This is a genomic window from Pseudomonas sp. FSL L8-0168 (assembly GCF_037976155.1).
GTDB classification, from domain to species: Bacteria; Pseudomonadota; Gammaproteobacteria; order Pseudomonadales; family Pseudomonadaceae; genus Aquipseudomonas; species Aquipseudomonas paracarnis.
This window is the reverse complement of sequence record NZ_CP150262.1, coordinates 3,950,694-3,969,975: the sequence shown is the minus strand read 5'-3', so window position 1 is coordinate 3,969,975 and position 19,282 is coordinate 3,950,694. Positions and strand designations below refer to the sequence as shown.

Sequence of the window (19,282 nt, the reverse complement as noted above, 5' to 3'; positions counted from 1 at the left end):
ATACGCGGGAAATATTGAGTATCGAAGTGTAAATTCAAAGACTCACGGCGTTATTACGTTCGGACTGCTTCAGATAAGCCGTCAACTCCCGGGCCTGCAGCGGTTTGCTGTAGTGATAACCCTGCCCTTCATGGCACCCCTCGGAGATGATGTAGGCCTCCTGTTCGGCGGTCTCCACCCCTTCGGCAATCACCTGCATGCCCAGGCTTTTACCCAATTGGATAATGGCGCGCACGATGGTTGCGTCATCGTCGTCGTCCTGCAGGTCCTGGACGAAGCTCTTGTCGATCTTGATCTTGTCCAGTGGCAGGCTTTTGAGGTAACTCAGGGAGGAATAGCCGGTGCCGAAGTCATCAATGGCGATCAGCGCCCCGGAGCGACGCAGGCTCAGCAGATGCTGGGCGGCGGTGCTAATGTCTTCCATCAGGCCGGTCTCGGTGACTTCCAGCTCCAGGCTGCGTGGCGGCAGGCGATAGATCTGCATCAGGTTGTTGACCACCCTCGGCAATTCGGTGTGGTGCAGTTGCACCGTGGACAGGTTGACGGCCATGCGCAGCGCCGTGAAACCCTGGTCATGCCATTCGCGCAATTGCCGGCACGCTTGGTCCAGCACCCATTCGCCAATGGGAATGATGGTGCCGTTCTGTTCCGCCAGCGGGATAAACAAGTCCGGCGGTACCAGCCCATGTTCCGGGTGTTGCCAGCGCAGCAGGGCCTCCACGCCGACCACCTGATGGTCGCGATAGCTGATTTGCGGTTGGTACACCAGGTGGAACTGCTCGCGGCTCAGGGCATCGCGCAGGTCTTTCTCCAGTTCACGGCGCCGGCGCATTTCGCTGTCGACGCTGGCGATATAAAACTGATAGCGGTTGCGCGAGCGGCTCTTGGCCAGGGTCATGGTCTGCTCGGCTTTTTGCAGCAACTTCTCGGTGCTGTCGCCATCTTCCGGAAACAGCGTGATGCCGATGGTGGCGCGCAGGCGGATCAGGTCGTGGTCGAGGGCGAATTCAGCCTCCAGGTCATCGAGGATGCTTTGTGCCAGTTCGGCGGCCTCGTAGGGCTGGTCGATATCGGCTTGCACCAAGGCGAACTGGTCGCCGCCCAGGCGGGCGAGCGTGCCCAGGCGGCCACTATGGGCGCGCAGGCGGTCGGCCAGGGCCAGCAAGAGTTTGTCGCCGGCCTGGTAGGTGAATTGCTCGTTGACGCTCTTGAAGTCATCCAGCCCCACGCATAACACCGCGACACGGCGTTGCCGGCGGCCAGCGTCCGTTAGGATCTTGTCCAGTTGCGCCTGCAACTTCTGGCGGTTCGGCAGGCCGGTCAGGAAGTCGTACTGGGCCATGCGCAACAGGCTGGACTCGGCCTCGTGCCGCAGGTGGGTATTGCGCTCAATGGATTCGAGCAATTGGTTGGCGGTGTTTATCCACTGTCCCAGTTCGTTGCGTTCATGACCCTTGAGCTGAGGGATCTTGTGCTCGCTGGGGCGGTCCGGGTTGATCGAGGTCAGGTGTTGGAGCATCCGCGACAGCGGTTTGGTCAGCATCCAGTGATACACCAGGTACAGCACCAGCCCCATGACCAGGGCGCGCAATACGCCCGAGATAAAGATGATGACCGAGCTGACCAGGAAACTTCGGCCATAGGTGGCGGTGTCGAGGGTGATGCTCAGGTCGCCGTAATATTCGCTGTAGGGGCCCTTGCCGACTAACGCGGTAGTAAAGGATCGTTCCTGGCCAAGAATCAGGTCGGTCAGCCAGCGGCTGGGGGACCGCTGTAAAGGGCGGCTTTTTTCCGCCAACATGGTCTCGTTGGGATGGCCGATAGAGGCCATGCGCACAGCATCGTCCTGGAACAGACCTTCGATCACCTGCATGCCCATCTCGCGATCCAGGCTGTACACGGCCTGGGTCGAGGGGTCGCGAAACATGTCGAGGATGCGCTGGGCATCGCCCGCCACGGCCTGGCGTGTCTTGTAGGCATCAAAAACGATCTGCGCCACGCTCAGCGCCACACCCACGATCAAGGCCGACCGCAGCACAACCCGTAGCAACTTCACCGACAAGCTGTTCTTGAGTTCCAGCTTCAAAGGGGCATTCCTTGTCTCATGCGGGTGGCCGTCAATATGCCATGAGTATTGGCAATCTGGGGAGGGCAGTCAAAGGGACATTACTGTGGGAAGGGAGGTGGCGCTTTGCAGCGACGGTGGGCAGGAAAACGGCGGATGGAATCCGCCGTGAATGTTGCCTTGCGGGGGGGCAAGTGGTTGCTTGATTAAAAATTAATCTGTGGTGGGGCAGATGACTGTGGATCCGCGCCCAGTTGGCCGCCTTGGGCTCCGTCCGTGACACGGTCAATCACGTCCTTGAGTAGATCCATTCCCATCTCGGCCGCTTTTCCTGCAATGGGCAGTGCCACCGAGGCGGCGGCGCCGGCGGCGGCCATCATCGAAACTGGTTCCATAGTTGACTCTCCTGCGTTGGATGAGAGGTGTATTCCTCTCATCGACTACGTGGCCGGTTCGTCTCAATGAGTTCCATTTTTTCGGCCGATCCACACTCGTCGCCCAAAAAAAAGCCCGGCAATCGCCGGGCTTTTCCTACTGCAAGCATCGCTTAGGCAGTGAAGGCCTTGCCTTCGAACTGCTCAGCCACGAACTTCCAGTTGACCAGGTTCCAGAACGCTTCCACATACTTTGGACGCACGTTGCGGTAGTCGATGTAGTAGGCGTGTTCCCACACGTCGCAGGTCAGCAGCGGGGTGTCGCCGTTGGTCAGCGGGTTGCCGGCGCCGATGGTGCTGGCCAGGGCCAGGGAACCGTCAGCCTTTTTCACCAGCCAGCCCCAACCGGAACCGAAGGTGCCAACCGAAGTCTTGGTGAACTCTTCCTTGAACTTGTCGAACGAACCGAACGCAGCGTTGATGGCTTCAGCCAGCGCGCCGGTTGGTTGACCGCAGGCGTTTGGCGCCAGGCAGTTCCAGTAGAAGGTGTGGTTCCAGACCTGAGCGGCGTTGTTGAAGATACCGCCCGAGGAAGACTTGACGATCTCTTCCAGGGTCTTGCCTTCGAACTCGGTGCCAGGCACCAGGTTGTTCAGGTTCACGACATAGGTGTTGTGGTGCTTGTCGTGGTGGTACTCCAAGGTTTCCTTGGAGATGTGCGGCTGCAGGGCATCGTGTGCGTAGGGCAGCGGCGGCAATTCGAAAGCCATGATGATTCTCCTAATCAGGTCAGTTGCGGTGAGCGCAAGGCCGATCACGGGCGGCCAAACATGCGCCGGGGAGTTTGTACTCTTTGCGGCGCAGGGGTCCGATCATAGCACCGGGGGTGCGGCATAACCACGCAACAACTGTGTGGGATAGAGGTTCCAGAGCGTTTTGGAATATTGCTCAGGCGCTGATCAGTTGATAGGCCACCCAGAACATCATTACCGCGACCAGCAGGTCCAGCAGGCGCCAGGTGGCCGGGCGTGCCAACCAGGGTGCCAGCCATGCCGCGCCCAGCGCCAGGGTGGAGAACCACAGGAACGAGGCACTGGCTGCTCCGGCTACATAAGCACCCGGTTCGGTTTGTTGCGCGCCCAGGGAGCCGATCAGCAGGACGGTGTCCAGGTAGACATGGGGGTTGAGCAAGGTGACCGCCAAGGCGCTCAGCAGCACGGCGCGCATTGAGCGTGTCTTGAGGCTGTCGCTTTGGTCCAGGCTCTGTTTCGAGCAGGCCCTGCGTAGCGCGCATGCGCCGTACCAAAGCAAGAACGCTGCGCCGCCCCAGCGTGCCACCGCCAGCAGTATCGGGCTTTGCGCCAGCACGGTGGCCAGCCCGAATACCCCGGCGGCTACTAAAATCGCATCGCACACGATGCACAGCGCCGCCACCGGTAAATGATGTTCGCGGCGCAGGCTTTGTGCCAATACAAAGGCATTTTGGGTGCCGATCGCCATGATCAGGCCGAGAGCGACCAGCAATCCGTTCACATAGCTTTGCCACATAGGGTTTACTCCGCGTTCGCTGCCAATTGCCGTAATACGTCCATGGCCCGCTGGGCATCGGCGCGGCCGACGAACAGGTGGTCGTGGTAGTAGCCGGCGATCACGTTGCAACTGATACCGGCTTGGCCCAGCGCGCTGGCGAAGGCGGCGGTCAGGCCCACGGCTTCAAGGGCGGAATGCACATTCAGGGTGATCCAGGCGGCGAGATAGTCGAAGCTCAACCCAGCCTGTTCGGCCTGTTGTCGTTCGACAATCACCGTCAGCCCTTCCTGTTCACGAAAACTGCCGATGACCTCGCAGCCCGCAGGGATACGGTTGTCGGGAAGGGTGCAGAACACATAGTCGCCGTCATTCAACTGCGGGCTCATGCTGCGCAATAAAGTGGTCAGGGCGGTTTCGCCAGCCATGTGAGGTTTCCTTAAGTGGGGAAGCAATGCTGGTCATTTTCACGGGAGAGCCTGTATAAGAAAAACCAATATTGCTGATCGCTCATTAGAGAAACTGATGTTCGACTATAAATTGCTTTCTGCCCTGGCGGCGGTGGTGGAACAAGCCGGCTTTGAGCGCGGTGCCCAGGTGCTGGGGCTGTCGCAGTCAGCCATCTCTCAACGCATCAAGCTATTGGAAGCGCGTATTGGCCAGCCGGTGTTGATACGCGCCTCGCCGCCGACGCCCACCGATATCGGCCGGCGCTTGCTCAACCATGTGCAACAGGTGCGCTTGCTGGAGCGTGACCTGCAAAGCCAGGTGCCGGCCCTGGACGAGGAGGGCATGCCCGAGCGTCTGCGCATTGCCCTGAATGCCGACAGCCTCGCCACTTGGTGGGCCGAGGCGGTCAGCGACTTCTGCGCCGAACAGCATTTGCTGCTGGACCTGGTGGTCGAAGACCAGACCGTGGGCCTCAAACGCATGCGCGCCGGTGAAGTGGCGGCCTGCATTTGCGCCAGCGAGCGCCCCGTGGCCGGTGCCCGCAGCCTGTTGCTGGGCGCCATGCGTTATCGGGCGCTGGCCAGCCCGGCCTTTCTGGCGCGGCATTTTCCTGGGGGCGTGCGGGCCGACCAATTGGCGCGCACGCCTGCGCTGGTGTTCGGCCCGGATGATTTCCTGCAGCACCGCTACCTGGCGTCCCTGGGAGTGGACGGTGGTTTCGAACACCATCTATGCCCGTCATCCGAAGGCTTTATCCGCCTGACAGAAGCCGGCCTGGGCTGGGGCTTGGTGCCTGAATTGCAGGTGCGCGACCAGTTGGAAACCGGCGTATTGGTCGAGTTATTGCCAGATAAGCCCATCGATGTGCCGCTGTACTGGCATCATTGGCGCAGTGGCGGACAACTGTTGGGCTTGTTGACCGACCATCTGGCCGATGTGTGTGGTCATTGGTTGGTGCCGTTGGAGTGATGGCGCGCGTCAAGGCAACAGCGATGAAAAACGAAAGAACACGGAGTACTACATGAAAATTCTGGTCACCGGCGCAAGCGGCTTCATCGGCGGGCGCTTTGCGCGCTTCGCCCTTGAGCAGGGCCTGGACGTGCGGGTCAACGGGCGGCGCGCCGAGGGTGTGGAACACCTGGTACGGCGTGGTGCCGAGTTTATCCAGGGTGACTTGAATGACGCCGACCTGGTGCGCGACCTGTGCCGCGATGTCGAAGCCGTGGTGCATTGCGCCGGCGCCGTCGGGCTGTGGGGCAAGTATCAGGGCTTCCACCAGAACAACGTGCTGGTCACCGAAAACGTCGTCGAAGCCTGCCTGAAACAGCGCGTCGGGCGCCTGGTGCACCTATCGTCACCGTCGATCTACTTCGATGGCAGGGACCACCTGGGGCTCACCGAAGAACAAGTGCCCAAGCGTTTCAAGCATCCCTATGCCGCCACCAAGTACCTGGCCGAGCAGAAGGTGTTCGGCGCCCAGGAATTCGGCTTGGAAGTGATAGCCCTGCGCCCACGGTTTGTTACCGGGGCCGGCGATATGAGCATCTTCCCGCGCCTGCTGAAAATGCAGCGCAAGAACCACCTGGCGATCATCGGCGACGGCTTGAACAAAGTCGACTTCACCAGTGTGCACAACCTTAACGAGGCGCTGCTCAGCAGTTTGCTCGCCACCGGCTCGGCGCTGGGCAAAGCCTACAACATCAGCAACGGCGCACCGGTGCCGATCTGGGATGTGGTGAACTACGTGATGCGGCAAATGGAGCTGCCCCAGGTGACCCGTTACCGCTCCTACGGTGTGGCCTACAGCGTGGCAGCCTTGAATGAAGCCTTCTGCGCGATGTGGCCGGGGCGGCCGGAACCGGCATTGTCGCGCCTGGGCATGCAGGTGATGAACAAAGATTTCACCCTCGACATCAGTCGCGCCAGGCATTATCTCGACTACGAGCCCAAGGTCAGCCTGTGGGCCGCGCTCGACGAGTTCTGCAGCTGGTGGAAAGCCCAGGACCCGGGCCGCCAATAAGCTCATAAGCAGCAACACTTCGGGAACCCAATTCCAGGTTCCGAGTCGATCCATGCGCCGGGAGTGCGGTTTATACTCCTGCCGCTCGGCCTTGCAGCCAGCCATCTCATTGATTCAGGGTAGATTCATGCGTAACGATGCTAAAGACGACTTCGACAACGTTCCCAGCCTGCGGGCCGATAGTGGGGATGACGATGATTTCGTGCCGACCGCCGCGACGTCGGTGCGTTCGCGAACGACGCCCGTGGTCAAGGTCAAGAGCGCCAGCACTGGGCCGTTGTGGGCATTGGTTGGCGCGCTGTTGATCGCCTTCGCGGGCCTGGCCTGGTGGAGCTTTCAGCAGATCTCCCTGATGGGCCAGCAGTTGGTCGCCACCCAGGAAAGCTTTGCCCGCATCAGCGAGGAAGCGGCGGGGCGCCTGCAGGCGATTTCCGGCAAGGTCGTGGCCAGCGAAGCCAATGTGAACAACGGCAGCGAAGCCTTGAAACTGCAGATCAAGCAGCTGGAAGCCCAGTTGCAGGAGCAGGGCAAGCAACAGTTGGGCGTCGCGGGGCAGGCCACCGAACTGGACAGCCGCCTGGCGCAGATGAGTGCCAGCACCACCGAACTGACAGCGGCCAACACCAAGCTGCAAGGCCAGGTGCAGGCCCTTACCGACGCAGTCGCCAGCCTCACGGCAGCGCAGGCCGAGGTCAAGGGCCTGGCCACCGATGTGGCTGCCTTGAAGAAGCAAGGCAACCCAAGCGCGGCCATCGCCCGTCTCGAGCAGGACCTGCTGGTACTCAAGAGCGCCCAGGAAAACCAGCCGGCCAACGTCGACGCACCGACCAACAAGGAATTCGACGTGTTCCGTATCCAGACCACGCGCAATATCACCACCTTGCAGAGCCAGGTGCAGAACTTGAATCAGCGTCTCAATGCGCCGGCTGCGGCCACCCCACTGGGCCAATGACCGAAAATCGCCTTGTGTAGGAGCGAGCTTGCTCGCGAAAAACGTTAACGATCACGCGGGTTTCCTGGATAAGCGCGGCGCTTGTTGGCTTTTCGCGAGCAAGCTCGCTCCTACATTAGGATTAGGGTGTTGATTGTCACCATTTGGTGACATTTGCCATCCCTTTCGTTACTTGCCCATCCCACGCCCTTGTTTAGACTCCGGTCATCCCAAAAAAACAATAAGGGCCACCCATGACCACCCATCCACTGCCTGCCAGCAGTTGGCTGAATGCACCTGCCCATCACGCCTGGCTCGCCGCCGAAGGCCAGCGCCTGCTGGCGTTCGCCAAGGCATCGCGCCTGCCGGACGGTTTCGGCAACCTTGACGATAAAGGCCAATTGCCGGCCAACGCCCGCGCCGAAACCATGAACACTGCGCGCATGACCCACAGCTTTGCCATGGCCCATGCCATGGGGTTGCCGGGTTATGCCGAGTTGGTGGCGCACGGTGTGGCGGCGCTCAGCGGCCCGCTGCGCGACAGCGAGCACGGTGGCTGGTTCGCCGCGCCCCAGGGGGCTGACGGCAACACCGGCAAGGCCGCCTACCTGCACGCCTTCGTGGCCCTCGCGGCCAGCTCTGCCGTAGTGGCCGGCGCGCCGGGTGCACAAACATTGATGAACGACGCCATCCATATCATCGACCAGTTCTTCTGGAGCGAAGAGGAGGGCGTCATGCTCGAATCTTTTGCCCGGGACTGGAGCGGCGTCGAAGCCTATCGTGGCGCCAACAGCAACATGCACGCCACCGAAGCCTTCCTGGCGCTGGCCGATGTCAGCGGCGATACACGCTGGCTGGACCGCGCGCTGCGCATTGTCGAGCGAGTGATCCACACCCATGCCGCCGGCAACCAGTTCATGGTCATCGAGCATTTCGACGCGCAGTGGAAGCCCTTGCTCGGTTACAACCAAGACAACCCCGCCGATGGCTTTCGTCCTTACGGCATTACGCCCGGCCATGGTTTTGAATGGGCGCGGTTGCTGCTGCACCTGGAAGCTGCGCGCCTCAAGGCCAAGCTGGCCACGCCAGACTGGCTGGTGAGCGACGCCAAAGGCCTGTTCGCCAGTGCCTGCGAGTACGCCTGGGCGGTGGATGGTGCGCCGGGCCTTGTCTACACTTTGGATTGGAACCAGCGCCCGGTGGTACGCGAGCGCCTGCACTGGACCCATGCTGAAGCCAGCGCCGCCGCTCAGGCGCTGCTCAAACGTAGCGGCGAACTGCATTACGAAACCTGGTACCGACGCTTCTGGGAGTTTTGCGAAGCCCACTTCATCGACCGGCTCCAGGGCAGCTGGCACCACGAGCTCAGCCCGCACAACCAACCCAGCAGTAAAATCTGGGGCGGCAAACCTGACCTGTACCATGCCTGGCAAGCGGTCGTGCTGCCTGCACTGCCCTTGGCACCCAGCTTGGCCAGTGCATTGGGCAGCGGATGCTATGTCACCAAGTGGTGACATTTGTGCGTCCCTTTGTTACCTGCACCCTGAAAATCCATGTTTAAACTCCGTGCAGCGCAAGCTCTAGACTTGCATGCATAACAACAAGAAAAGGTACTCAGATGAACGCGATTAATCGCCTCGCCGTCGCTATTTCCATTGCCTCGTTGTTCCCCCTAAGTGCATTTGCCGCCGACTCCAAAGGTACGGTGGAAGTGGTGCATTGGTGGACCTCCGGCGGTGAAAAAGCGGCTGTGGATGTCCTGAAGGCCCAAGTTGAGAAAGACGGCTTCACCTGGAAAGACGGTGCTGTAGCCGGTGGCGGTGGCGCCACTGCCATGACCGTGCTCAAAAGCCGCGCGGTCGCTGGCAACCCGCCAGGCGTTGCCCAGATCAAAGGCCCCGACATACAGGAATGGGCGTCGACTGGCCTGCTCGACACCGACGTGCTCAAAGACGTCGCCAAAGAAGAAAAGTGGGACTCGCTGCTCGACAAGAAAGTCTCCGACACCGTGAAATACGACGGTGACTACGTCGCCGTGCCGGTGAACATCCACCGCGTAAACTGGCTGTGGATCAACCCGGAAGTCTTCAAGAAAGCCGGCATCACCAAGAACCCAACCACCCTCGAAGAATTCTACGCAGCGGGCGACAAGCTCAAGGCCGCAGGCTTCATTGCGCTCGCCCACGGCGGCCAGCCTTGGCAGGACAGCACCGTGTTCGAAGCAGTGGTGCTCTCGGTCATGGGTGCTGATGGTTACAAGAAAGCCCTGGTCGACCTTGATAACGGCGCCCTGACTGGCCCAGAGATGGTCAAGGCCCTCACCGAGCTGAAGAAAGTCGCGACCTACATGGACGTCGACGGCAAGGGCCAGGACTGGAACCTGGAAGCTGGCAAGGTCATCAACGGCAAGGCCGGCATGCAGATCATGGGTGACTGGGCCAAGTCCGAATGGACTGCGGCCAAGAAAGTCGCCGGCAAGGATTATGAGTGCGTAGCGTTCCCGGGCACCGACAAAGCCTTCACCTACAACATCGACTCCCTGGCGGTGTTCAAGCAGAAAGACAAAGGCACTGCCGCGGGCCAGCAGGACATCGCCAAAGTGGTGCTGGGTGAAAACTTCCAGAAGGTGTTCAGCATCAACAAGGGCTCGATCCCTGTGCGTAACGACATGCTGACCAAGATGGAATCCTACGGCTTTGATTCCTGCGCCCAGACCGCCGCCAAGGACTTCCTGGCCGACGCAAAGACTGGCGGCCTGCAGCCAAGCATGGCGCACAACATGGCCACGACCCTGGCGGTACAGGGTGCGTTCTTTGATGTCGTGACCAACTTCATCAACGACCCGAAAGCCGACCCGGCCGATACCGCCAAGAAGCTGGGTGCTGCGATCAAGTCAGCCAAGTAAGACTTGGTAGCGGATTTTTGTGGGAGCCGGGCTTGCCCGCGATGCAGGCAACTTGGTGTGCCGGTTACACCGAGGTGATGCCATCGCAGCGGTGCGACGATTCGACAAGCCAGCTCCCACACAAACCGCGTTCGACAAGAGACTCACCTTGTAGTCCTTTTTCCCTGTACTGGATTTTCCCATGAGTTCTGTTGCTGTGTTCAGCAAGGCCTCGCCATTCGATGTGCTGCAGCGCTGGCTCCCTAAACTGGTGCTGGCGCCGAGCATGTTCATCGTGCTGGTGGGCTTTTATGGCTACATCCTGTGGACGTTCGTGCTGTCGTTCACCACCTCGACCTTCCTGCCCAGCTACAAATGGGCGGGCCTGGCGCAGTATCAGCGGCTGTTCGACAACGACCGCTGGTGGGTGGCGAGCAAGAACCTGGCCGTGTTCGGCGGCATGTTCATCGGTATCACCCTGGTGATCGGCGTGCTGCTGGCGATTTTCCTCGACCAGAAAATCCGCCGCGAAGGCTTTATCCGCACCATTTACCTGTACCCGATGGCGCTCTCCATGATCGTCACCGGTACCGCCTGGAAATGGTTGCTCAACCCGGGCATGGGCCTGGACAAACTCCTGCGGGACTGGGGCTGGGAAGGCTTCCGTCTCGATTGGCTGATCGACCCGGACCGCGTGGTCTACTGCCTGGTGATTGCCGCTGTGTGGCAAGCCTCCGGCTTTATCATGGCGATGTTCCTCGCCGGCCTGCGCGGTGTTGATCAGTCGATCATCCGCGCTGCGCAGATCGACGGCGCGAGCCTGCCGCGTATCTACTGGAGCGTGGTGCTGCCCAGCCTGCGTCCGGTGTTCTTCAGTGCGGTGATGATCCTGGCGCACATTGCGATCAAGAGCTTCGACCTGGTGGCGGCGATGACCGCAGGCGGCCCGGGCTACTCGTCCGACCTGCCGGCGATGTTCATGTACTCGTTCACCTTCAGTCGCGGCCAGATGGGCATGGGCTCGGCCAGTGCAATCCTGATGCTCGGTGCGATCCTCGCGATCATCGTGCCGTACCTGTATTCCGAGCTGAGGACCAAGCGTAATGACTAGTCTCGCCGCCAAACCTGCCATCAGCCTGAGCCGCATCGCGATCTACGCGGTGCTGATCCTGGCGGTGCTGCTGTACCTGGTGCCGCTGGTGGTGATGCTGCTCACCAGCTTCAAGACCCCGGAAGACATCAGCACCGGTAACCTGCTGAGCTGGCCCACCGTGGTCAGCGGCATCGGCTGGGTGAAAGCCTGGGCCACCGTGGATGGCTACTTCTGGAACTCGATCAAGATCACCGTTCCTGCTGTGCTGATCTCTACCGCTATCGGCGCCTTGAACGGCTACGTGCTGTCGTTCTGGCGCTTCCGCGGTTCGCAGCTGTTCTTTGGCCTGTTGCTGTTCGGCTGCTTCCTGCCGTTCCAGACCGTGTTGCTGCCCGCGTCGTTCACCCTCGGCAAGATGGGCCTGGCCAGCACCACCACCGGCCTGGTGTTTATCCACGTGGTCTACGGCCTGGCGTTCACCACGCTGTTCTTCCGTAACTACTACGTGAGCATCCCGGATGCGCTGATCAAGGCCGCACGCCTGGACGGAGCGGGGTTCTTCACCATCTTCCGCCGGATCATCCTGCCGATGTCGACGCCGATCATCATGGTCTGCCTGATCTGGCAGTTCACCCAGATCTGGAACGACTTCCTGTTCGGCGTGGTGTTCTCCAGTGGCGACTCCCAGCCCATCACGGTGGCGCTGAACAACCTGGTCAACACCAGTACCGGGGCCAAGGAATATAACGTGGATATGGCGGCGGCGATGATCGCCGGGCTGCCGACCCTGCTGGTCTATGTGATCGCAGGCAAGTATTTCGTGCGCGGCCTTACGGCTGGCGCGGTCAAGGGGTAATCATGGCTACGCTTGAACTTCGCAATGTAAACAAGACTTATGGCGCCGGCCTGCCCGACACCTTGAAGAACATCGAACTGTCGATCAAGGAAGGCGAGTTCCTCATCCTGGTCGGCCCGTCGGGCTGTGGTAAATCCACGCTGATGAACTGCATCGCTGGCCTTGAGACCATCACCGGCGGCGCGATCATGATCGGTGATCAAGACGTGAGCGGCATGAGCCCCAAGGACCGTGACATCGCCATGGTGTTCCAGTCCTACGCGCTGTACCCGACCATGAGCGTGCGCGAGAACATCGAGTTCGGCCTCAAGATCCGCAAGATGCCGCAAGCCGACATCGACGCCGAAGTGGCGCGCGTGGCCAAGTTGCTGCAGATCGAACACCTGCTCAACCGCAAGCCGGGCCAGTTGTCCGGTGGCCAGCAACAGCGCGTGGCCATGGGCCGTGCCCTGGCGCGCCGGCCGAAGATCTACCTGTTCGACGAACCGCTGTCTAACCTCGACGCCAAGCTGCGCGTCGAGATGCGTACCGAAATGAAGCTGATGCACCAGCGTCTGAAAACCACCACCGTCTACGTGACCCACGACCAGATCGAAGCGATGACCCTGGGCGACAAAGTGGCGGTGATGAAGGACGGGATCATCCAGCAATTCGGCACGCCAAAAGAAATTTACAACGACCCTGCCAACCTGTTTGTGGCAAGCTTTATCGGTTCACCACCGATGAACTTCGTTCCCATGCGCCTAAAACGCCAGAACGGTGATCTGGTGGCGGTGCTCGACAGCGGCCAGGCCCGTTGCGAGTTGGCGTTGGGCATGAATGACGCCGGGCTGGAAGACCGCGATGTGATCCTGGGCCTGCGTCCGGAGCAGATCGTGCTGGCAGCGGGCGAGGGTAATGGCTCGTCGAGCATTCGTGCCGAAGTCCAGGTCACCGAGCCGACCGGCCCGGACACCCTGGTGTTTGTGCAGCTCAACGACACCAAGGTCTGCTGCCGTTTGGCGCCGGACGTGGCACCGCAAGTGGGCGAGACCCTGACCTTGCAGTTCGACCCGGCCAAGGTATTGCTGTTTGACGCCAAGACCGGTGAGCGGTTGGGCGCAGTGGCTTCATTGCCGGCACAGGGGCATGCCGACAATGTGACCCAGTTCAAGGGCCGTTAAGCAAGATAAGTGATTGTTTTAATTAAAAAATGTAACCCGCGTTAGATAAAAACAGTTTAATAACAATAAAGACGAGGATGTAGGGATGAAAAAGCAACACAACAACACCCGGCTGATCTGCCAACTGTCAGCGGCAGCAGCCCTTGTATTGTCCGCCAATGCGATGGCGGCCGATGCATTCAGCGCTGATTCCAAGTGGATGACCGGCGATTGGGGCGGCGAGCGTACCAAGCTGATCGAGCAAGGTATCGACATCAAGGCCGACTACGTGGGCGAGATGGGCTACAACGCCCACGGCGGCTACAACGACGACAAGACCGGTCGTTACTCCGACCAGTTCGGTCTGGGCGTGGCACTGGACCTGCAAAAACTGTGGGGCTGGGATAACACCCAGGCCAAGATCCAGTTGACCAACCGTAATGGCCAGAACATCTCCAATGACCGCATTGGCGACCCGCGTGCCGGCACCTTGAGTTCCTCGCAAGAAGTGTATGGCCGTGGCCACATGGTGCGTTTGACCCAGTTCTGGATTCAGCACCAGATGTTCGACAACAAGCTGGACGTGAAGCTCGGTTACTTCGGTGAAGGCGAAGACTTCAACACCTTCCCTTGCGACTTCCAGAACCTGTCGTTCTGCGGCTCCCAGGTCGGTAACTACGTCAATACCTGGTACAACTGGCCGGTCGCCCAGGCCGCTATCCGCGTGAAATACAACATCACGCCTGAGCTGTATGCGCAAATCGGTGCCTACAACCAGAACCCGTCGCAGCTGGAGCACGGCAACGGCTTCAAACTCAGCGGCAGTGGTACCAAGGGCACCGTGATTCCGGTGGAATTGGTCTGGTCGCCGAAGGTTAATAACCTGCCGGGCGAATACCGTGTGGGTTTCTATAAAAGTGCGGCCGATGCTCCGGATGTACGTGAAGACGTCAACGGTAACGATGCGGTCCTCAGCGGCGCCGACTTCCGTACCCGCAGCAGCAAGAAAGGCTACTGGTTCGTTGCGCAACAGCAACTCACCACCCATAACGGCGACGCTTCCCGTGGTTTGAACATTGCCGCCAACGCGACCTTCCATGACAAGGAAACCAACCTGGTCGACAACTACCAGTCGTTGATGCTCGTGTACAAAGGCCCATTCGACGCGCGTCCAAAAGATGACGTCGGCATTGGCGTCGCTCGCCTGCATGTCAACAATGATGTGAAGAAAAACTCGGAGCTGCTCAACGACGCCAGGGGCGTGAGCGACTACGACAATCCGCTGTACACGCCGATTCGTGAGACTGAGTACAACGTCGAACTCAACTACGGTTTCCACGTCACCAACTGGCTGACTGTGCGTCCGAACCTGCAGTACGTTGTCCAGCCTGGCGGCGTGGATAAAGTCGACAACGCGCTGGTAGCGGGCCTGAAAATTCAGTCTACGTTCTAACGCTGTTGCGATAAGCTCCTCTCTCTGTGCGCATTTGCGGGTAGCCATGGCTATCCGCTTTTTTTTGCGTGGCACTGTGATATTCGGGACCTGGCACATGCACGAGCAACCGCTGCAACGCTTTTTCAAATCCCTGCGCGAGCGTCCGGTGTTCGCCTGGGAGCGCTTTCAGATGCGCGATGTGTTGGTGATCGACCATCCGCTGTGCCAGGCGGTGTTCAGTCGCCAGGGTGCGCAATTGCTGCACTTTCAACCCACCGGCCAAAAGCCGTGGCTGTGGTGTGCCGCCAAATGGCCGCAAGTCGGGGCTATCCGTGGTGGCGTACCGGTGTGCTGGCCGTGGTATGGCCGTCACCCCAGCGAAAATGCCTGGCCTTCCCACGGTTGGGCCCGCTTGATCGACTGGAAACTGCTCGACAGCAGCACTGACGATGACGGCGTGCGCCTGCACTGGCAATTGCAACTGTGCGACTGGCAGGTGGACTTGCACGCACACTTGGGCGAAACCCTGGAACTGCGCCTGAGCACCGAGCATCACGACGAGCTGCCGTGCCAGTTGAGCCATGCATTGCACGCTTACTGGCGTATTGGTCACGTTGACGAGGTAGCGCTGTCTGGGCTCGAAGGGGCGCAGGGTTATGACCAGCTCAATCGCCAGGTTTGCCAGCAGGAAGGCGAATTGCGGGTCGATGGCGGATGCCAGCGGGTGTTCCAGCATGAGGGCGAACTGCAGCTCAAGGACCACGCCTGGCAGCGTGAACTGTGCATCGACACCGGCGACAGCGCCGACACGGTGGTGTGGCACCCGGGCAGCCGGCCGCTGTTGGGCGTGAGCTTTAACGAAGCGTCGGGGTTTGTGTGTGTGGAGGCGGCGATGGCGGCGGCGAGCCTGGCGCCGGGGGAGAGGGCGCATTTGAGTTTGCAGGCCAGGGCAGGGGTTTAGCGGTGTGGCTGATGGCGCTATCGCAGGCAAGCCAGCTCCCACAGGGGAATGCATTCCAAATGTGGGAGCTGGCTTGCCTGCGATAGCGCCGGTACTGCTGGTAGAGCTGCCTGCTAGTTGAACTCATCCCCCACCGGATATCGGCTGTCATTCAAGCTCTCTTTTCATGATCGTTCCCACGCTCCGCGTGGAAATGCAGCCTATGACGCTCCGCGTCACGACGCTAAAGGCAGACGCAGAGCGTCCAGTGAGGCATTCCCACGCGGAGCGTGGGAACGATCAGTTGACACGGATTTAGTTGAATTCATCCCCCACCGGATATCGGCTGTCATTCAAGCTCTCTTTGATCTTGCGCAAATGCGGCTGGAAATCCACTCCGCGACGCAGGGTCATACCCGTTGCCAACACGTCCAATACCGTCAATTGGATAATCCGAGAAGTCATCGGCATGTAGATATCCGTGTCTTCCGGCAGCGGGATGTTCAGGCTCACCGTACTGGCTTTGGCCAGCGGCGAGTTTTCGGCGGTCACGCCCAGCACCGACGCACCGTTTTCCCGAGCGATACGCGCCACTTCCACCAGTTCGCGGGTACGGCCGGTGTAGGAAATGATCACGAACAACTCACCGGTGTGCGCCACCGAGGCGATCATGCGTTGCATCAGCACGTCGGCGTGGGCGGTCACTGCCAGGTTGAAGCGGAAGAACTTGTGCAACGCATCCATGGCCACCGGGGCTGAAGCGCCGAGGCCAAAGAAGTGGATCTGCCGTGCCTGGATCAACAAGTCCACGGCCTTGCTGATCAGCGCCGGGTCCAGGGCCTGGCAGGCACTGTCCAAGGAGGCAATGGCGCTGCCAAAGATCTTCTGGGTGTAGGCCTCGGGGTTATCATCGGCCTCCACGGCGCGGCTGACATACGCGGCGCCACTGGCCAGGCTTTGCGCCAACTGCAATTTGAGTTCAGGGTAACCGCTGACACCGAACGAACGGCAGAAGCGGTTGACCGTCGGTTCACTGACCGAGGCGGCCTGGGCGAGGGCGGCGATCGAGAAGCGTGTGGCCTGCTGCGGGTTGAGCAGGATCACTTCAGCGACTTTGCGCTCGGCCTTGTTCAATTCTTCGAGGCGGTTCCGGATCTGTTCCAGAAGATTTCGCACGCGGTCCATTCAGTCTTTCCTTCGGGCGACGATGCAAATAAAAAGGCGGTAACCAATCGATGAGTGGCTTTTCGCGGTGGCCTATCCTACTGAGGGTAGCTGAACACCACCACTCGCAATGCGTATTTCGGGAAAATGTTGTGGTTATTACTACATTTTTCCTTGAGTGATGCCTTGAAAAAAGGTATTTGTAGCTTAACTTGATAAAAGAACAAACATCATGCCTTCGATAACCGTGGAACCCTGCACCTTTGCCCTGTTTGGCGCCTTGGGTGATCTGGCGCTGCGCAAGTTATTTCCTGCCCTTTATCAACTCGATGGCGCCGGGTTGCTGCACGACGACACACGCATCCTGGCCCTGGCCCGTGAAGCCGGCTCCGAGCAGCAACACCTGGCCCATATCGAAAAAGAATTGCGTAAATACGTCGGCAAGGAACTCGACGAGGCCGTGGCCCAGCGTTTCCTCGCGCGCCTTTCGTATGTGCATGTCGACTTCATGAAGGCTGACGACTACGTTGCCCTGGCCGAAAAAGCCGGCAGCGATCAACGCCTGATTGCCTACTTCGCCACCCCGGCGGCGGTGTACGGCGCGATCTGCGAAAACCTGTCCAAGGTTGGCCTGGCGGAAAATACCCGCGTAGTGCTGGAAAAACCCATCGGTTCGGACCTGGAGTCATCGCGCAAGGTCAACGACGCCGTGGCGCAGTTTTTCCCGGAAAACCGCACCTACCGCATCGACCACTACCTGGGCAAAGAGACGGTGCAGAACCTGATTGCCCTGCGTTTCGCCAACAGCCTGTTCGAAACCCAGTGGAACCAGAACTACATCTCCCACGTGGAAATCACCGTGGCCGAGCAGGTCGGCATCGAAGGCCGTTGGGGTTACTTCGACAAGGCCGGCCAGCTGCGCGACATGATCCAGAACCACCTGTTGCAGCTGCTGTGCCTGATTGCCATGGACCCGCCGGCCGACCTGTCCGCCGACAGCATCCGTGACGAGAAGGTCAAGGTGCTCAAGGCCCTGGCGCCGATCAGCCCCGAAGGCCTGACCACCCAAGTAGTCCGTGGCCAGTACATCGCCGGCTACAGCGCTGGTAAAGCCGTGCCGGGTTACCTGGAAGAAGACAATTCCAACACCCAGAGCGACACCGAAACCTTCGTCGCCCTGCGTGCCGATATCCGCAACTGGCGTTGGGCCGGGGTGCCGTTCTACCTGCGTACCGGCAAGCGCATGCCGCAAAAGCTGTCGCAGATCGTCATCCATTTCAAGGAACCATCCCACTATATCTTCGCCCCCGAGCAGCGCTTGCAGATCAGCAACAAGCTGATCATCCGCCTGCAGCCGGACGAAGGTATTTCCCTGCGTGTGATGACCAAGGAACAGGGCCTGGACAAAGGCATGCAACTGCGCAGCGGGCCACTGCAATTGAATTTTTCCGACACCTATCGCAGCGCACGCATCCCCGATGCCTACGAGCGATTGTTGCTGGAAGTGATGCGCGGCAATCAGAACCTGTTTGTTCGCAAAGATGAAATCGAAGCCGCGTGGAAGTGGTGTGACCAGTTGATCGCCGGGTGGAAAAAATCCGGTGATGCGCCTAAGCCGTATGCGGCGGGGTCCTGGGGGCCGATGAGCTCCATTGCACTGATTACGCGGGATGGGAGGTCGTGGTATGGCGATATCTGAATTGAAACTGCCTCAGGGCGTCACTGCCCATGAGTACCGTACGCCTGCGCTGCTGGCCGATGGCCTGGCCAATGACGTGGCCGAACAACTGCGCGCGGCCATCAGTGCCCGTGGCGAGGCGACGTTGGTGGTGTCCGGTGGCCGCAGCCCCGTGGCGTTTTTCCAGAACCTGGCCAAGCAGGGCCTGGACTGGTCCAAGGTCACCATCACCCTGGCCGATGAGCGCTGGGTGCCGGTCGAACACGCGGACAGCAATGCCGGCCTGTTGAAGCAACACTTGCTGCAAGGCCCGGCGGCCAAGGCGAAGTTCTTGAGCCTGTACAGCCCTGCCGCCAACCTTGAAGACGCTGCCGAGCAGGCCGATCGCCTGCTGGCCGAGCTGCCTGCCATTGATGTGCTGGTGCTGGGCATGGGCGATGACGGTCACACTGCCTCGCTGTTCCCCAACAGTCCCAACCTGGCTGAAGCCCTGAAGCCCGACGGTACCCGCCGTTGCTGGCCGATGCTGGCACCGACCGTGCCGCACCAGCGCCTGACCATGAGTCGCGCGCTGTTGGCGACGGCCAACTACACCGTGCTGTCGATTTCCGGCAGTTCGAAATTGACCACCTTGAGCGCCGCCCTGGCCAGCAACGATGTTGCTGCCATGCCGATTCGCGCGTTTTTGCAACCTACTCTAGAGATTTACTGGTGCCCATGAGC

18 protein-coding genes are annotated in these 19,282 nt (G+C 60.2%); 12 read left to right on the top strand and 6 right to left on the bottom strand.

What is annotated here, in order from left to right:
- Positions 1-34: 34 nt before the first annotated feature.
- The 5 genes from MHH62_RS18170 to MHH62_RS18150 all read right to left on the bottom strand — a co-directional run bounded on the left by MHH62_RS18170 (position 35) and on the right by MHH62_RS18150 (position 4,394).
- Positions 35-2,086, bottom strand: a complete 2,052-nt coding sequence (locus tag MHH62_RS18170) for an EAL domain-containing protein (protein WP_339231573.1) — start codon at positions 2,084-2,086, stop codon at positions 35-37.
- A gap of 185 nt (positions 2,087-2,271) precedes the next feature.
- The gene (locus tag MHH62_RS18165) at positions 2,272-2,460 is read right to left on the bottom strand and encodes a hypothetical protein (protein ID WP_020303136.1); all 189 of its coding nucleotides are present in this window, start codon (positions 2,458-2,460) and stop codon (positions 2,272-2,274) included.
- A 152-nt stretch (positions 2,461-2,612) separates the two neighbouring features.
- Positions 2,613-3,209 carry a Fe-Mn family superoxide dismutase gene (locus MHH62_RS18160; RefSeq protein WP_339231570.1) on the bottom strand — a complete coding sequence of 199 codons (597 nt, stop codon included), beginning with the start codon at positions 3,207-3,209 and terminating at the stop codon, positions 2,613-2,615.
- Between the two features lie 178 nt (positions 3,210-3,387).
- Positions 3,388-3,987 (bottom strand): LysE family transporter, encoded by a 600-nt coding sequence (locus MHH62_RS18155; protein ID WP_014719671.1) that lies wholly within the window; start codon positions 3,985-3,987, stop codon positions 3,388-3,390.
- Between the two features lie 5 nt (positions 3,988-3,992).
- Positions 3,993-4,394 carry an ACT domain-containing protein gene (locus MHH62_RS18150; protein ID WP_014719670.1) on the bottom strand — a complete coding sequence of 134 codons (402 nt, stop codon included), beginning with the start codon at positions 4,392-4,394 and terminating at the stop codon, positions 3,993-3,995.
- Between the two features lie 97 nt (positions 4,395-4,491).
- Between MHH62_RS18150 and MHH62_RS18145 the strand changes: the two genes are divergently transcribed.
- The 10 genes from MHH62_RS18145 to MHH62_RS18100 all read left to right on the top strand — a co-directional run bounded on the left by MHH62_RS18145 (position 4,492) and on the right by MHH62_RS18100 (position 15,738).
- Complete coding sequence (locus MHH62_RS18145; protein WP_003193773.1) at positions 4,492-5,385, top strand: LysR family transcriptional regulator ArgP; 894 nt, start codon at positions 4,492-4,494, stop codon at positions 5,383-5,385.
- Between the two features lie 52 nt (positions 5,386-5,437).
- Positions 5,438-6,436: an NAD-dependent epimerase/dehydratase family protein gene (locus MHH62_RS18140; protein WP_339231569.1), complete on the top strand. Its 999-nt coding sequence runs from the start codon at positions 5,438-5,440 to the stop codon at positions 6,434-6,436.
- Positions 6,437-6,563: 127 nt separating this feature from the next.
- Positions 6,564-7,388 (top strand): ATPase, encoded by an 825-nt coding sequence (locus MHH62_RS18135; protein WP_044267739.1) that lies wholly within the window; start codon positions 6,564-6,566, stop codon positions 7,386-7,388.
- A 233-nt stretch (positions 7,389-7,621) separates the two neighbouring features.
- Positions 7,622-8,881, top strand: coding sequence for an AGE family epimerase/isomerase (locus MHH62_RS18130; RefSeq protein ID WP_339231566.1), 1,260 nt, complete (start codon positions 7,622-7,624; stop codon positions 8,879-8,881).
- Positions 8,882-8,985: 104 nt separating this feature from the next.
- On the top strand, positions 8,986-10,272 hold the full coding sequence (locus MHH62_RS18125) for an ABC transporter substrate-binding protein (RefSeq protein WP_003193767.1): 1,287 nt from the start codon (positions 8,986-8,988) through the stop codon (positions 10,270-10,272).
- A 181-nt stretch (positions 10,273-10,453) separates the two neighbouring features.
- Positions 10,454-11,362 carry a sugar ABC transporter permease gene (locus MHH62_RS18120; protein ID WP_003193765.1) on the top strand — a complete coding sequence of 303 codons (909 nt, stop codon included), beginning with the start codon at positions 10,454-10,456 and terminating at the stop codon, positions 11,360-11,362.
- Entirely contained in the window at positions 11,355-12,200 is an 846-nt protein-coding gene (locus MHH62_RS18115; protein WP_003193763.1) for a carbohydrate ABC transporter permease, read from the top strand. The genes MHH62_RS18120 and MHH62_RS18115 overlap by 8 nt, the downstream gene beginning before the upstream one ends.
- Before the next feature lie 2 nt (positions 12,201-12,202).
- Positions 12,203-13,363 carry a sn-glycerol-3-phosphate ABC transporter ATP-binding protein UgpC gene (ugpC, locus tag MHH62_RS18110; protein WP_014719666.1) on the top strand — a complete coding sequence of 387 codons (1,161 nt, stop codon included), beginning with the start codon at positions 12,203-12,205 and terminating at the stop codon, positions 13,361-13,363.
- A gap of 85 nt (positions 13,364-13,448) precedes the next feature.
- Entirely contained in the window at positions 13,449-14,795 is a 1,347-nt protein-coding gene (locus tag MHH62_RS18105) for a carbohydrate porin (protein ID WP_003193760.1), read from the top strand.
- 97 nt (positions 14,796-14,892) lie between these two features.
- Positions 14,893-15,738, top strand: coding sequence for a D-hexose-6-phosphate mutarotase (locus MHH62_RS18100; protein WP_014719664.1), 846 nt, complete (start codon positions 14,893-14,895; stop codon positions 15,736-15,738).
- 294 nt (positions 15,739-16,032) lie between these two features.
- On the opposite strand, the gene MHH62_RS18095 is transcribed toward MHH62_RS18100, so the two are convergent.
- Positions 16,033-16,893 (bottom strand): MurR/RpiR family transcriptional regulator, encoded by an 861-nt coding sequence (locus MHH62_RS18095; RefSeq protein WP_169856377.1) that lies wholly within the window; start codon positions 16,891-16,893, stop codon positions 16,033-16,035.
- A gap of 220 nt (positions 16,894-17,113) precedes the next feature.
- Here MHH62_RS18095 and zwf point away from each other — a divergent pair, with 220 nt between their 5' ends.
- Together zwf and pgl are read left to right on the top strand one after the other, a co-directional pair.
- Complete coding sequence (zwf, locus tag MHH62_RS18090; protein ID WP_014719663.1) at positions 17,114-18,580, top strand: glucose-6-phosphate dehydrogenase; 1,467 nt, start codon at positions 17,114-17,116, stop codon at positions 18,578-18,580.
- Positions 18,567-19,280 (top strand): 6-phosphogluconolactonase, encoded by a 714-nt coding sequence (gene pgl / locus MHH62_RS18085; RefSeq protein WP_019819352.1) that lies wholly within the window; start codon positions 18,567-18,569, stop codon positions 19,278-19,280. The genes zwf and pgl overlap by 14 nt, the downstream gene beginning before the upstream one ends.
- Positions 19,281-19,282 lie beyond the last annotated feature (2 nt).

What these genes read in the sequence shown, in the direction of transcription:
- MHH62_RS18135 (WP_044267739.1), top strand. Translation starts at nt 6,564, where the DNA reads ATGCGTAACGATGCTAAAGACGACTTCGACAACGTTCCCAGCCTGCGG.
- MHH62_RS18165 (WP_020303136.1), bottom strand. Translation starts at nt 2,460, where the DNA reads ATGGAACCAGTTTCGATGATGGCCGCCGCCGGCGCCGCCGCCTCGGTG.
- MHH62_RS18140 (WP_339231569.1), top strand. Translation starts at nt 5,438, where the DNA reads ATGAAAATTCTGGTCACCGGCGCAAGCGGCTTCATCGGCGGGCGCTTT.
- MHH62_RS18125 (WP_003193767.1), top strand. Translation starts at nt 8,986, where the DNA reads ATGAACGCGATTAATCGCCTCGCCGTCGCTATTTCCATTGCCTCGTTG.
- MHH62_RS18105 (WP_003193760.1), top strand. Translation starts at nt 13,449, where the DNA reads ATGAAAAAGCAACACAACAACACCCGGCTGATCTGCCAACTGTCAGCG.
- MHH62_RS18155 (WP_014719671.1), bottom strand. Translation starts at nt 3,987, where the DNA reads ATGTGGCAAAGCTATGTGAACGGATTGCTGGTCGCTCTCGGCCTGATC.
- MHH62_RS18145 (WP_003193773.1), top strand. Translation starts at nt 4,492, where the DNA reads ATGTTCGACTATAAATTGCTTTCTGCCCTGGCGGCGGTGGTGGAACAA.
- MHH62_RS18130 (WP_339231566.1), top strand. Translation starts at nt 7,622, where the DNA reads ATGACCACCCATCCACTGCCTGCCAGCAGTTGGCTGAATGCACCTGCC.
- MHH62_RS18115 (WP_003193763.1), top strand. Translation starts at nt 11,355, where the DNA reads ATGACTAGTCTCGCCGCCAAACCTGCCATCAGCCTGAGCCGCATCGCG.
- ugpC (WP_014719666.1), top strand. Translation starts at nt 12,203, where the DNA reads ATGGCTACGCTTGAACTTCGCAATGTAAACAAGACTTATGGCGCCGGC.
- pgl (WP_019819352.1), top strand. Translation starts at nt 18,567, where the DNA reads ATGGCGATATCTGAATTGAAACTGCCTCAGGGCGTCACTGCCCATGAG.
- MHH62_RS18120 (WP_003193765.1), top strand. Translation starts at nt 10,454, where the DNA reads ATGAGTTCTGTTGCTGTGTTCAGCAAGGCCTCGCCATTCGATGTGCTG.
- MHH62_RS18160 (WP_339231570.1), bottom strand. Translation starts at nt 3,209, where the DNA reads ATGGCTTTCGAATTGCCGCCGCTGCCCTACGCACACGATGCCCTGCAG.
- MHH62_RS18150 (WP_014719670.1), bottom strand. Translation starts at nt 4,394, where the DNA reads ATGGCTGGCGAAACCGCCCTGACCACTTTATTGCGCAGCATGAGCCCG.
- MHH62_RS18100 (WP_014719664.1), top strand. Translation starts at nt 14,893, where the DNA reads ATGCACGAGCAACCGCTGCAACGCTTTTTCAAATCCCTGCGCGAGCGT.
- zwf (WP_014719663.1), top strand. Translation starts at nt 17,114, where the DNA reads ATGCCTTCGATAACCGTGGAACCCTGCACCTTTGCCCTGTTTGGCGCC.